Source organism: Desulfobacula sp. (assembly GCF_014237455.1).
In the GTDB taxonomy this organism is placed as follows: Bacteria; Desulfobacterota; Desulfobacteria; order Desulfobacterales; family Desulfobacteraceae; genus Desulfobacula.
In genome coordinates this window covers 36775-50379 of sequence record NZ_JABZFL010000002.1, presented here as the reverse complement: position 1 = coordinate 50379, position 13605 = coordinate 36775, and the positions used below count along the sequence as shown (strand labels likewise).

At 42.3% G+C, this 13605-nt stretch carries 11 protein-coding genes; 10 read left to right on the top strand and 1 reads right to left on the bottom strand.

Features of this window, described 5'->3' with window-relative positions; genetic code table 11:
- Positions 1-88: 88 nt before the first annotated feature.
- Positions 89-1000, bottom strand: a complete 912-nt coding sequence (locus HGJ91_RS00280) for an MBL fold metallo-hydrolase (protein ID WP_291345662.1) — start codon at positions 998-1000, stop codon at positions 89-91.
- 182 nt (positions 1001-1182) lie between these two features.
- On the opposite strand from HGJ91_RS00280, the gene HGJ91_RS00275 reads away from it, so the two are divergent.
- The 10 genes from HGJ91_RS00275 to HGJ91_RS00230 all read left to right on the top strand — a co-directional run bounded on the left by HGJ91_RS00275 (position 1183) and on the right by HGJ91_RS00230 (position 13573).
- Positions 1183-3006, top strand: coding sequence for a PAS domain-containing sensor histidine kinase (locus HGJ91_RS00275; protein ID WP_291345661.1), 1824 nt, complete (start codon positions 1183-1185; stop codon positions 3004-3006).
- A gap of 374 nt (positions 3007-3380) precedes the next feature.
- Positions 3381-3632, top strand: coding sequence for a hypothetical protein (locus HGJ91_RS00270; RefSeq protein ID WP_291345660.1), 252 nt, complete (start codon positions 3381-3383; stop codon positions 3630-3632).
- A gap of 327 nt (positions 3633-3959) precedes the next feature.
- Complete coding sequence (locus HGJ91_RS00265) at positions 3960-4565, top strand: hypothetical protein (RefSeq protein ID WP_291345659.1); 606 nt, start codon at positions 3960-3962, stop codon at positions 4563-4565.
- 28 nt (positions 4566-4593) lie between these two features.
- Positions 4594-4851 carry a hypothetical protein gene (locus HGJ91_RS00260; protein WP_291345658.1) on the top strand — a complete coding sequence of 86 codons (258 nt, stop codon included), beginning with the start codon at positions 4594-4596 and terminating at the stop codon, positions 4849-4851.
- A 5-nt stretch (positions 4852-4856) separates the two neighbouring features.
- Positions 4857-5240: a hypothetical protein gene (locus HGJ91_RS00255; protein ID WP_291345657.1), complete on the top strand. Its 384-nt coding sequence runs from the start codon at positions 4857-4859 to the stop codon at positions 5238-5240.
- Positions 5241-5830: 590 nt separating this feature from the next.
- Entirely contained in the window at positions 5831-6403 is a 573-nt protein-coding gene (locus tag HGJ91_RS00250; protein ID WP_291345656.1) for a response regulator, read from the top strand.
- Positions 6404-6417: 14 nt separating this feature from the next.
- Positions 6418-7296 (top strand): methylenetetrahydrofolate reductase, encoded by an 879-nt coding sequence (locus HGJ91_RS00245; RefSeq protein ID WP_291345655.1) that lies wholly within the window; start codon positions 6418-6420, stop codon positions 7294-7296.
- Between the two features lie 14 nt (positions 7297-7310).
- Positions 7311-8597, top strand: a complete 1287-nt coding sequence (locus HGJ91_RS00240) for a (Fe-S)-binding protein (RefSeq protein ID WP_291345654.1) — start codon at positions 7311-7313, stop codon at positions 8595-8597.
- A 15-nt stretch (positions 8598-8612) separates the two neighbouring features.
- On the top strand, positions 8613-13055 hold the full coding sequence (locus HGJ91_RS00235; protein WP_291345653.1) for an NAD(P)-binding protein: 4443 nt from the start codon (positions 8613-8615) through the stop codon (positions 13053-13055).
- A gap of 89 nt (positions 13056-13144) precedes the next feature.
- Positions 13145-13573 carry a hydrogenase iron-sulfur subunit gene (locus HGJ91_RS00230; RefSeq protein ID WP_291345652.1) on the top strand — a complete coding sequence of 143 codons (429 nt, stop codon included), beginning with the start codon at positions 13145-13147 and terminating at the stop codon, positions 13571-13573.
- Positions 13574-13605: the final 32 nt, after the last annotated feature.

Genomic DNA, 13605 nt, shown 5'->3' with positions numbered 1-13605 from the left:
CAACCATTCTGATATTTGGTTTGATGAGAAAGGGGATAGCTTTACACGACGCATAAAATTATTTTTCCCGTCTTGGTTTTTTAGTACCTCAACTAAAGTTGATTTTAGACTCTTTTGCCCTCTTTACAATCAGGGCGGCACAGTTTTTAATATTATCTACTGTATAAAGGGCAAACTCATCTTTATAGCTTTTCTTAAATATGTCCCTGGCAAGCGTTTTACCGGAAAGAGTCGACAGCTTTATATTTTTAATGGTGTTGAGTGTAATGTCCAGGGATTCTTGAATGCCCGTTGCCGCAGCTTTCCCCGACAAAGGGCCCTGATGTGCAGGGCAGATAATGGAAGGGTTAAATTCCTTAATAAAATCAAGGGTTGAAAGATATGAATCGGCATGGGTGAAGAATAACGGGAGATATCCTCTGCCTGGAAAATGAAAGCCAAGGCTGTCGGAGCAGAATAGGATTCTTTTTTCGTTTAAAACCCCGATCAGGTTTCCAGGGGAATGGCCTTTGATTTTGATCAGATCCAATGTGATCCGGCCAAGGTCTATTGATTGTTTGTCATGAACAACCATTGATCCGGCAAGATTTGGAATTTTTTCCAATGAAGGTCTGCCGGGTTTGATGTTATGGATAGCCAGGCTTTTTGACATGAATATGTCCTCTTTGAACAGCAAAGGTCCGGCTTTGGGATGTTCAATAAATTCTTTTGCCCCCGCTGCTGAAACAATTCGGGCCTTTGGATATCTTTGGGCAAGGCCTGGCAGTCCTGTGATATGGTCGGAATGGGGATGGGAGGAAATGATAAAATCCGGATCGATATCAAGAAGTTCCAATTGGTTGATCACCGTATCAACGACAGCTGAGATACCCACTTCAAACAGTGCGGAGTGTCTGTTGCCGATAATTAGAAAGAGATTGAAAAAATAATTACCCAGTATAAATATGTTCCGATCAATCTCAATGGGAAATTTATTTTCAGGTATGTAATGATCTTTCATTAATACTCCTTTTCAATCATTTTCAGATATCCTGCTATCAAACAACAGCGTTTATATACTTTTCCTTGATTCAAAGTGTCAAGGAAAAGCCTTCCTGATGTTCAGTCAAGGTCCCTGTCCTTGACAAAAAACAGGGTGGCAAGTATTTAGTTAATTATCATTTATTTTAAAGGAGATATGTCATGGCCGAACACACCCCGAGGCTCTTGGATGCACTGGATGTTTTTGAAGATGGTATTTACATTATCAACGAGGATTATACCGTTGAATACATGAATAAATTCATGAAAGAATTGTTTGGCGAAGGGATCGGGAAGAAATGTCATGAAGTATTGATCGGATCTGATACCCCTTGCGACTGGTGTAAATACGATGAGGTTTTTATTAATAATGAAACGCATCACAGTGAGGTCTATATTGAATCCCTTGATAAAATATTTGTCCTGTCAGAGCTTCCGGTAGTCAATCAGGACGGAACCAAATCAAAACTTTCCATCTACCGTGATATTACTCACAACGTACTGCAGGAGGAAAAACTAAAAGCCTCTAAAGAAAGCTATCAAAGACTTTTTTCACATGCCGGATGCGGGGTATTTGTCAGCAGTAAAAAAGGGCGATTCCTTGATGTCAATCCTGCGCTGTTAAAGATGCTTGGGTATCAGGATAAGGAAGAATTTCTTTCGCTTGATCTTGCAAGAGATGTCTATTTAAGTCCCGATGACAGGCGTAAGTACACTGAAATTATAGAAAAAAAAGGCCGGGTTGTTGATTATGAAGTAAGGTGGAGAAGACGGAACGGGCACATACTTCATATTCTTTTAACCAGTAATGTCCGGTATGATCCCAAAGGGGTGATCCTTGGTTATGAAGGGATTGTTGTCGATCAGACCCGAAGAAAAAAAAGTGAAAATCAGATAAAAGAAGCCCATGATTTTTTGGATAAGATTATTTCATGTTCCCCTAATGCTATTATGGCGATGGATATGAGGGGGGTTATCAAGCTGTGGAACCAGGGGTCTGAAGATATCTTCGGACTTGATGCCGACGAAGTGGTTGGAAAAATGAGTATACAGCAGATTTTTTCCAGTAAAGTGGCTAAAAATGTCATGGGAATGATAAGAGATGAAAAGTTTGGGGGTAAAGGTAAGCTGAATTCCTATCTATTGAACTTTAAAAAGGAAAATGGAGATCTGATCGAGGGAAATCTTTCTGCCAGTATCCTTTATGATGAAAAAGGGGATGAACTGGCATCTGTAGCAATATTTGCCGATTTAAAGGAGCAGTACCAGGCAGAAAGAGAGCTCAGCGAAGCCAGGCAACATCTGCTCCAATCTGAAAAACTCGCCGCCATGGGAAGGCTTACTTCCCAGATTGCCCATGAACTGAACAACCCTTTGTTTGGCATTATGAACACCCTTGAATTGATGAAAACCGAAATTTCTCCTGAAAACAAGAGGCGAAAACTTTTGGATATGTCTTTGTCTGAGATTGAGCGGTTGGCGGATATGTTGAAAAAAATGCTTTCTTTTTCAAAGCCGGATCAGGACAAACGTATAGAGATAGATATTAATGTGATTATTGATGAACTGATGATGTTATATGAAAAACGGTTCAGGGAAAACAGTATAAAAGTAAGCCTCGATCTTGTTGAGGATCCAGGCGCTATTATAGCATCCAGAGATCAATTGCGTCAGGTATTTATCAATATGTTTTCCAATGCCATGTATGCCATGCCGGATGGTGGAAGCCTTGATATATCCACTGAGGTTGCTGCCGGGAAGCTCTTTGTCATTATCCAGGATACGGGAACAGGTATAAAACCCGAGCATGTGAAAAAGATTTTTGATTCTTTTTTTACCACCAAAAAAGAGAGTGTTCAGGGAGTGGGGCTCGGGCTTTCTGTCTGCTATGGTTTTATTAAAGACCATGGCGGAGACATAATAGTTGAATCTGAAGAAGGACAATGGACAAAGTTCGCCATCATGCTTCCCATCGTCCGTAAATAAGCTGTAAATGATAATTTTGCTTTAACCCGGCCGAGGCATGCTTGCAGGGAATCGTTGATTGGGCATCTGTATTTTTACCCATAATCATGGTAAATCCAACCTTTTTTTAAATCGAATATGGTTACTGACGTAAGTTGAAAAAGCTCTTTTAGCTTTGGTTATGCTAATCTCCAATTAAAATGAATATCGGGATAAGATCTTGGCTCTGTTTTTGTATGTATCAAGTGGATTTTGTGAAAGATCGTTGAGCTATAAAGAGACAGATGCAAATGTACCAAAATACATTTCTATTTCAGTCTTTGAACTAGTATACAGGCAGGGGGTTTTAGTTTATTCTATGGTTAATTTTAACCCTTAAATTAAAGGAAAAATCAATGAAACCATGCTACTTATGCAGAACTATTGCAAAAATAGTTGAGCGTCCTGATGGGTATGACGGTAATTTTGTAAAATGTCCCGAATGTACTGAATATAAAATTACCAGGAATGCTATCAGAAAAATTTTAAACACAGGACCACCATACTCATCAGAAAGTCTCGTGAAAAAAATAAAACGCATTTTTAAAGAGACGAAAAGAAAACATGAAGTTACCACTATAGAATTAGAATTACATAAAACAGGATAAATTCATGGGAGCCTTATATTTTCTTCACATAGGAAAAAGAGCGAACTCCGTAAGGTCCCCTCTTTTTTCAAAAAGCTGATCTGCACTTGACCGTCTTTGGAATATCATTGACGCTGCCAAAACAAAATAGTTAAGTCAATCAAGGCCATTGTTTTATTGATATTTTTTCAATAGCCTTCCTCCACCCCAAGGAATTTGAATAACCCTTGGAGATTACTTTTATAGGATAATATTATAAAAATGCATCAGATGCAAAAAAGTTATTGACAAATCCAAAACGAATCATTATTTTTTGATATAATCATTTACCTAATCGGAGGATATATCATGAAAAATGATCAAAAAATTTCTAATTTTCCAAAAATTAGAAACCTCGCTGATAAAAAGTCTGTTCGCACAACGTTTAAGTTAAGCAATAAATGTATCAATGTTTTGAATAAGCTCTTGGAAACACACAATATAAGACCCAAGGAATTGTTCGATCTTATATGTATTGACAATATAATCGATTCTATTTCCGATTTTCAATCGAATACTACAAGAAAAATCAATAAGGATTCTTCCGTACAATTGATACGAAAAACTTTTGTCATAAGTAAAGGAGCACTGCGTATATTCAATAAAAAATCAGAAGAGTTTAAGTTATCAAGAGATTCAGTAGTTGAAAGAATAATTTTAATTTACAAAGCTCTCTTAGATTCTGTTACAGAAATTGAAAGAAAAAAAGAAAAAAAGGCGTATTCAATTATATCTGATTTTGTGCAGAAGGCTGATGATATTGAAAATAAACTTGAATGCCTACTTAGAAACGATGACCCAATACTTGAAAGATTTGGTCTGATTATCGTCATAATTCAAAATCTCCAAATGGCGATTCAATCAAAGCTGGAAGATGGTGTTTTAATAGACCCTGATGATTTCAGTCAGTCTTAAAAATAAATAATTATTCGGAGAAAATATCATGAATATTACAAAACATGCCATAATTAGATGTCAACAAAGAGGTATCTCAGAAGACATTATCGATTTGATTTTTCAACTCGGCAAACCAACATCAAGACCTGGAGGAGCGATTGAATATAAGATCAACAAAAAAGATAAACTTAAACTACAGGCACAATTAAAGAAATTGGCTAATCGCCTTGATAAGGCAGCAAACAAAGCGGTGTTAGTAGTAAAGGATAAAGTCATAACCGTTTATCATAAAAAAGGGGATTAAGAACCATGAACGGCCTAAAACATGCATGCAAGAATAATCAATCGGGTAAGTATTTTTTATTCATAGAAGAAAAAAATAATGTAGAGTTCTTACTATGTATCCCTACCGGTGAAGTGAAAACTCTTGAGAAATCTCTTTTCCGAGAGATAGAGGAAGTCGGTATTATCGACTTGCTAAATAACGGTCTACTTACTCAGCATCAAATTGATGGATATAAAAAATTTGTGGAAATAGATTCATTTGAAATATTTAACGAAATAATGAAATCGAGTGAGGATGCAAATAGCTTGATTGAAAAATTACAAATAGCACAAGAGAGCATGTCAAAGAAGCAATATGAATTTGTTATTAACCTTTGGACAACCAAAATTCACAGATTAATAAAATGAAATACATTTTAATACCGTTTACAATGTTCTTTTGGTACTTTATCACTTATTATGGGATGTATTTTGCGGTTAAACCGGTAACAAAAAAGACGATTATGAAAAAGGTTCGCCTTTACGGAGTATTTTGGGACGTCTTGTTACAGGCTTTGTCGAGCGTAACGCTAAGTGGCGGGAACTGTTTGAGCGTAGCGAGTTTTTCCGCCACAAGTGCAGCCCGACATAGAGCCTGTCAAGGCATTCCATCCAGCGACGGAAAGGCGAACCAACCTGAACGGGTAAGAAGGTGAACATAAAAAAGTTACTTTCGCTCACCCTGATTTTTCGCCCGGTCTTTCAATTTTTTTTCCAACGCCCTGAAATTTTTTTAAAAAAAATATCAGGATGCTAAAATATTTTTTTTATCCTGTATTGATATTTTATCTTCACGATTTGTTGAAAGCCTTTGTGACAGCGGGTATTCTTTGTTTTGATCGCAATAGTTATTATGCTTATAATAGTTATTATATTTATTTTTTATTACTTGACAAAGTAAATTATATATAATAACTATAATAACTATAATTCTAAAATCTTTAAAATGAGGAGGTGTTATGGAAGACACGTTGACTGTATTCACCGCAAGCAAACACTGTAATGTTTCGTCTAAAACCATCATCAACTGGGTGGAAGCCGGACACATTAAAGCGTATCGTACTGTTGGCGGACATCGCAGGATAAAAAAATCTGATCTTGAAACCTTTATGAGAAGCCAGGGGATCCCTATCCCTGAGGAAAAAGATGAAGGCGCCAGGAAAAAGATTCTGGTTGTGGACGATGATATGATCATTGTTGAGTCAATTGTACAGGCTCTGGAGGAAGATGAATTTAATTATGAGGTTCTTTCCGCCTCGGATGGTTTCGAAGCCGGACTTCAGGTGAACCATTTTAATCCTGACCTTTTGATTCTTGACATTATGATGCCTGATATCAAAGGGTATGAAGTCTGTAAAAAAATTAAGACCAACGAGAAAACAAAAGACACTAAAATTATCGTATTATCTGCATATCTGGATGATGATAAATTCGCGCAGATGAAAGAGAACGGTGCGGATGTCTGTTTTTCAAAGCCATTGCCCCTGCCCAAGCTTAAGGATGAAGTGGCCAAATTACTCGGATTAAAATAAAAAGGAGGCAAATCATGAATTTAAAGGAATCTTTGGAAAAAAAGAGATTTGTTGTGACGTCCGAATTACAGGTTCCCCTCGGTGATGAAGAACCCGGGGTTATTATTGATAGCCTTAGCAGGGTAAAAGGCCGTGTGGATGGGGTAGCTGTTTCGGAAATAGAACTTGAAGGTGTTGTGAGTGACACCATCAAAACCTGTGGCCTTTTAAAAGAGAATAATTTGAATGCGATTTACCAGACCACTACAAGAGATAAAAATAGATTCCAGCTGCAAAAAGATTTGACAACTGCCCATGAGACCGGTGTTGAAAATCTTCTGGTATTTACGGAAGACTACAGGATTGCAGGAGATACACTCCAGGAGTCAATGTTCTTCCATGTTGATTCAGGAAAATTGGGATCGGTTATGGATCACTTGAAACAAGGGGTGACTATTGAAGGAAAAGAGCTTGACAGCAAGATTGATTTTGTCTTGGGATCCGGCATTGAAACACCCTGGGGAAAAAACATGCCAAAACGCGGCATGGAAGAAATGGAAGACATGATGAATGTGGGTACGGGGTATTTTTTAACGACGCCTATTTTTGATGTGGATCAGTTTGCCAGGTTCATGAAGCAGGTTGAACCTTTTAAAGTCCCTGTCATTGCTGAAGTCATGATTTTGAGAACAGCAGGGATGGGCAAATTTTTGAACCGCCATTTTAAATCCGGACTTGTACCTGAGTGGGTTATCCAGAACCTGATGAAAACACCGAATAAAAAAAAGGCAAGCATGGAGCTTTTTGCCGATACTGTAAACAGCCTGAAAGATATCTGCCAGGGGGTTCATATTATTACCATCGGCGGCGTTGATAATCTGGTGCAGTATCTGAATGCAGCCAAATTAAGATAAGGGAGAATTTTAAAATGGCAGAGGCAATTAAGATTGATGAACTTGACATTGAGTTTAAAGATGAGGTTCTATCGAAGGTGCCGGAAGCGAACTTTGATCTTTGTCTGACATGTGGGACCTGCACGGGTGGATGTCCCGCATCAGAACAGTTTGGCATGGATCCCAGAAAGCTCATTAGAATGCTGAACTTAGGGATGGATGATGAAGTGCTGAAAACCGATTGGAAATGGGTTTGCAGTATGTGCGCACGTTGTGTGTCAGCCTGCCCCATGAAAATTAATGTGCCGGCATTGATTTATAATCTGCGTGCAAGCGTTCCCAGGGAAAAGCGGCCCAAAGGAATTCTTGGCTCATGTGATCAGCATATCAGAACCGGCAGTGCCATGGGAGCTGCAAAGGATGATTTTGAATTCACTGTACTGGACGTGGCCGAGGAAATCAGGGAAGAGCATCCGGGATTTGAGGATTTACAGGTCTCGGTGGACAGAGTTGGTGCTGTAATGGCACTCAACCAGAATTCAAGAGAACCGGTGACAGAACCTGAGGAAATGGGGCCTTTATGGAAAATTCTTCACACAGTGGGGGCGGATTGGACATATCCTTCAGTGATGTGGGCTGGAGAAAATTACTGCATGTTTTTGGCCGATAATGAGGGATGGAAATACATAATAGAGGAGTTTGCTCACCATGTGGACAATAATTTAAAAAGCCCTCTTGTGGTCAATACTGAGTGAGGGCATTCATACTTTGCAATCCTGGAGGGATTGCGCAGATTCAAGATACCTCATAAGTTTGAATTGATAACCATTATCGAGCTGTATGCACAGTGGATCAGAGAGGGTAAGCTGAAAGTCAACTCTGATTGGAATAAAGATATCAAAGCCAAATTTACAGTTCAGGATCCCTGCAATATCGGAAGAAAAACCGGGTCTAATAAAATTGTAGATGATCTAAGATTTGTTGTTAAAACTGCTGTGGGCGAAGAAAATTTTATTGATACTGTCCCCAACCGGGATAACAATTATTGCTGCGGCGGCGGCGGCGGTGCTTTGCAGGCCGGATTTCCCGATCAGAGAAGGGCCTATGGCAGAACAAAATTTACTCAGATAGCGGTAACCGGTGCAAATTATGTGATCGCACCCTGCCATAATTGTCACGCTCAGATTGAAGATATTGGCGAACATTATGGCGGCAATTACCATGTGGTTCATTTGTGGACGATCATATGCCTTGCCATGGGTGTACTTGCTGACACGGAACGAACCTATCTTGGGCCGGATCTGGCTGAAGTGGGACTATAAAAAGGAGGTATCCAAATGGCCGAAAAAGGTAGAGGGTCGGTAATGGTAGTCGGTGCCGGCATAGCAGGTATTCAGTCATCCCTGGATCTGGCGGATTCAGGATATTTTGTATACCTCGTAGATAAAAATACAGCCATTGGCGGAACAATGGCGCAACTGGATAAGACCTTTCCCACAAACGATTGCTCAATGTGTATCATATCCCCAAAACTTGTTGAAGCAGGACGTCATCTCAATATTGAGCTTTTGACCATGACCGAAATTGAAGAAGTCACGGGGGAAGAAGGGGATTTTACGGTTAAATTAAAGGAAAGATCACGGTTTATTGATCTTGATAAATGTACAGCCTGCGGAGAATGCTCTGATGTGTGTCCGGTTGAGCTTCCCAGCCAGTTTGATGAAGAACTTCAGGATAGAAAAGCCGCATTCAAACTATATCCTCAGGCAATGCCATCGGGCTATGCCATAGAGAAAAAAGATAAGGCCCCGTGTCGTTTGACATGTCCTGCCGGACTGAATGTGCAAGGGTACGTCCAGATGGTCAAAGAGGGCAAATACAAAGAATCCCTGGAAATTATTATGGAACAGCTCCCGCTGCCGGGAGTCTTAGGGCGGGTCTGCCCCCATGAATGTGAAGATGCCTGCAGACGTTGCCAGGTGGACGAACCGGTTGCCATCCGGGATTTGAAACGTCTTGCAGCAGACAGTTTTGATGCAAGAAAAGTGGAAATTAAATGTTCGGAAAAGATCGGCAAAAAAGTGGCTGTCATCGGTTCCGGTCCTGCCGGGCTATCCGCTGCCTATCACCTGGCAAAGCAGGGGGTTGATGCCACCATATTTGAAGCATTGTCCCAGGCTGGTGGTATGCTCAGGGTCGGCATCCCTGCTCACCGCCTGCCAAGAGAAGTCCTTGATAAGGATATAGAGGTTGTCACCAACTTAGGGGTTGAGCTCAAGCTGAATTCCCGCCTTGGCGAGGATTTTACCGTGGACAGCCTTATGACTGACGGCTATGATGCGGTCTTTCTGGGCCTTGGTGCTCACAGAGGTATCGAACTTGGCATTCCGGGTGAAGATCTTGAAGGGGTCCGCCAGGGGGTTGATTTCCTAAGAGAACTTAACCTGACCGGAACAACAACGGTCGGCAAAAAGGTCTGCATTATCGGTGGCGGCAATGTGGCCATTGATGTGGCAAGATCTGCGGTTCGACTGGGTGCGGAAGACGTCACCATTCTGTACCGAAGGACAAGAAAAGAAATGCCGGCCTGGGAAGAGGAAATCTGTGCTGCAGAAGACGAAGGTGCTAAGATTACTTATCTTGCAGCCCCCCAGAAAGTCATTGAAGAAAACGGCCATGTCAAGGCCTTAAGGGTCATTAAAATGGAACTGGGTGAGCCGGATTCTTCCGGCAGAAGGCGTCCTGTTCCCATGCCGGGCAGTGAATATGACATTGAAATGGATCAGCTCATTCCCGCTATCGGTCAGCGCCCGGATCTTTCTGCGTTAGAAGATCTTGCCGGTTTGAAGATTAGCAAATGGAACACAACAGAGGTTAATCCCGTCACCTTTGCCACGGACAAAGAAGGGGTGTTTGCAGGTGGTGATGTCCAGACAGGTCCGGGCGTTGCCATTGGTGCCATTGCAGCCGGAATGGAAGCGGCTGAATCCATAGTTAAATATTTTAAAGGTTTGGATATGGAAAAAGGCAGACAGCTTCCGGTGGTTGAAAATCCTGAATTCCGTCCGATAACCGAAGACATGGCCAAGGAAAGCCGGTATAAGATGCCGGAGCTTTCGGTGGCAAAACGGGATGGTAATTTTAATGAGGTGGAACTTGGATATGGCGAGGAAGAGGGCCAAAAAGAAGCGGCAAGATGCCTGAACTGTGGATACTGCTCCGAGTGTATGCAGTGTGTGGACGCCTGTCTTGCAAAGGCTGTGGATCATTCCATGACAGATATGAGGCATACTATTGACGTGGGTGCCATTATTCTTTCCCCGGGGTTTGCACCTTTTGAACCCACCCAGATGGTTTCATACTGCTACGGACACAGCCCCAATATTATGACCAGTGTGGAATTTGAAAGAATCCTGTCAGCATCCGGTCCTTATGCCGGTCACCTTGTGAGGCCTTCCGATCATGTGGAACCCAAAAAGATTGCCTGGCTCCAGTGTGTGGGTTCAAGGGATATCAACACGGGGGATCATTCTTATTGCTCCGGTGTCTGCTGCATGTATGCCAACAAACAGGCTGTCATCGCAAAGGAACACAGTGACAAGGGATTGGATGCCGCCATCTTTTTTATGGACATGAGAACCCATGGAAAAGAATTTGACAAATACAATATCCGGGCCCAGGATGACAGCGGGGTTCGGTTCGTCAGGTCCAGAATTCATTCTGTTTTTCCAGAACCCGGTGATAAATACAGAATTGTTTACTCCAGCGAGGCAGGAAAGACCGTTGAAGAAATTTTTGATATGGTCGTTCTTTCCATAGGATTGGCACCGAACAAAGATGCTCAGGGACTTGCAGACAAAATGGGCATAGAACTCAATAATCACGGCTTTGCCCGGACCGATAATCTGTCTCCGGTCTGTACCAGTAAAAAAGGTGTCTATGTCTGTGGAACCTTTCAGGAACCCAAGGATATTCCCGCCTCTGTCATGGAGGCATCAGCCGCAGCCGCAACAGCATCCATGGCATTGAAGGACGGCAGATGGAGCGAGACGAAAACAAAAGAGCTGCCACCTGAGAACGATTTTTCAGGTCAAAATCCCCGTATCGGTGTATTTGTCTGTAATTGTGGCATCAACATCGGTGGAATTGCTGATGTGCCTGCAGTCAGGGACTATGCGGCAACGCTTCCCTGGGTCGTCCATGTAGAGGACAATCTGTTTACCTGTTCCCAGGATGCCCAGGATCATATGAAAGAGGTGATCAAAGAGCAGAAGCTCAATCGGGTGGTGGTGGCATCCTGTTCACCCAGAACCCATGAACCCCTGTTTCAGGAGACAATAAGGGATGCGGGTCTGAACAAATATCTGTTTGAGATGGCCAATATCAGGGATCAAAATACCTGGGTCCATATGAAAGAGCCGGAAAAAGCGACACAAAAAGCAAAGGATCTGGTTCGAATGGCTGTGGCAAAAGCTGCTTTTGTGGAGCCTTTGCACCAGGTCAGTCTGGATATTAAAAAATCTGTTCTTGTGGTGGGCGGCGGTGTGGCTGGCATGGAAGCGGCTCTTGTCGCAGCCAGCCAGGGCATTGATGTTCACCTGGTTGAAAATACTGCGCAGCTTGGCGGAATTGCCAGGAGTCTGAATACCACCTGGCAGGGAGAAAAAATACAGAATTACCTTGAGGATCTTATTGATAAAACCAATGTCAGCAAGTCCATAAATCTGTACTTTGATTCCGAAGTGGATTCTTTTACTGGCTCTATGGGGAATTTTGTTACCACCATAAAAAGCAATGGAACCAATGGGAACAGACAACAGACAATTGTTGAACACGGGGCTGTCATTCTTGCTACTGGGGGAAAGGAATACAAGCCTCAAGAGTACCTCTACGGCGACCATCCGGATATATTGACCCATCTGGATATGGATGCGGCTCTGCGGGAAGGTGATGAACGAATTGAAAAAGCAAAGGCCATTGTCTTTATTCAGTGCGTTGGATCCAGAAATAATGAAAATCCTTACTGCAGCAAGGTCTGCTGTACCCACAGCCTGAAAAGTGCCATTGCGGTTAAAATGATGGACAATAAAAAGAGAGTCTATGTGGTTTACCGGGATATCAGATCATATGGTTTCAGAGAAGACCTCTACCAGAAGGCGCGGGATATAGGTGTTCTTTTTATCCGGTATGATCTGGAAAAAATGCCGAATTTGAGAGAAAATTCCAACAAGGAGCTTGAGTTATCCGTTATTGATCACGTTCTACAGATGGCGGTAACCATTCGTCCTGACATGGTCATACTGGCATCCGGGGTTGTTCCGGGCGATAATAAGAAACTGTTTGAAAAATTCAAAGTGCCGACAAACGATGAAGGCTTCCTTGTGGAAGCCCATGCAAAGCTCCGGCCGGTGGATTTTGCATCAGACGGCTTGTTTGTAGCGGGTCTGGCCCATTATCCCAAACCCATTGAAGAGAGTATTGCACAGGCAAGAGCGTCTGTTGCCAGGGCCATGACAATTCTCTCCAGGGATTCCTTGATGGTCGGCGGTGTTGTGGCAGAGGTCACGCCTGAAAAATGTGCGGTTTGTTTGACCTGTGTTCGAACCTGTCCTTATGGAATTCCCTATATCCATGCAGATGGGTATGCTCAGATTGATGCATCCGAGTGTCATGGATGCGGCGCCTGTGTGGCGGAATGTCCGGGTAAGGCAATCAAACTGAATCATTTTACAGATCAGCAGATTATGGCAAAGACGGATGCACTTTTTGAAGAGGCATAAACCATAAATAGACGGGGTCAGGCTTGCATTGTTGCATTATTGAACCCAATAACGCAACAATGCAAGCCTGACCCCAGCAACGGAGGTTAATGATGACCCAAGAATTTGAACCCAGAATCATCGCATTTTGCTGTCAATACTGAGCTTATGCAGCCGGGGACCTGGCAGGTTCCATGAGACTATCCTATCCTGCTGACATAAAAGTTATTCAAGTGCCATGCACGGGAAGGGTGGATATCCTTCATTTGCTCAATGCCATTGAAGATGGAGCGGACGGTGTATACGTGGCCGGATGCCTTGAAGGCGAGTGTCATTACATAGAAGGTAATCTTAAGGCCAGAAGAAAGGTTGAGTACGTGAAAAAAACCCTGACAGAACTGGGTATTGAGCCTGAAAGGGTGGAGATGTATAATCTTTCTTCAGCACAGGGGGCACGGTTTGCCGAGATTGCCATTGAGGTGGTGGACAAAATCAGGGAGTTGGGACCCACTCCGGTTAAGAGCACTCATGCGGCGTGAAATCAAAGTCAAAGAACTTAAAAAAGATAGAG

Bases quoted from the DNA above. Each gene is read 5' to 3' on its own strand.
- HGJ91_RS00280 (WP_291345662.1), bottom strand. From the start codon at position 1,000: ATGAAAGATCATTACATACCTGAAAATAAATTTCCCATTGAGATTGAT.
- HGJ91_RS00275 (WP_291345661.1), top strand. From the start codon at position 1,183: ATGGCCGAACACACCCCGAGGCTCTTGGATGCACTGGATGTTTTTGAA.
- HGJ91_RS00270 (WP_291345660.1), top strand. From the start codon at position 3,381: ATGAAACCATGCTACTTATGCAGAACTATTGCAAAAATAGTTGAGCGT.
- HGJ91_RS00265 (WP_291345659.1), top strand. From the start codon at position 3,960: ATGAAAAATGATCAAAAAATTTCTAATTTTCCAAAAATTAGAAACCTC.
- HGJ91_RS00260 (WP_291345658.1), top strand. From the start codon at position 4,594: ATGAATATTACAAAACATGCCATAATTAGATGTCAACAAAGAGGTATC.
- HGJ91_RS00255 (WP_291345657.1), top strand. From the start codon at position 4,857: ATGAACGGCCTAAAACATGCATGCAAGAATAATCAATCGGGTAAGTAT.
- HGJ91_RS00250 (WP_291345656.1), top strand. From the start codon at position 5,831: ATGGAAGACACGTTGACTGTATTCACCGCAAGCAAACACTGTAATGTT.
- HGJ91_RS00245 (WP_291345655.1), top strand. From the start codon at position 6,418: ATGAATTTAAAGGAATCTTTGGAAAAAAAGAGATTTGTTGTGACGTCC.
- HGJ91_RS00235 (WP_291345653.1), top strand. From the start codon at position 8,613: ATGGCCGAAAAAGGTAGAGGGTCGGTAATGGTAGTCGGTGCCGGCATA.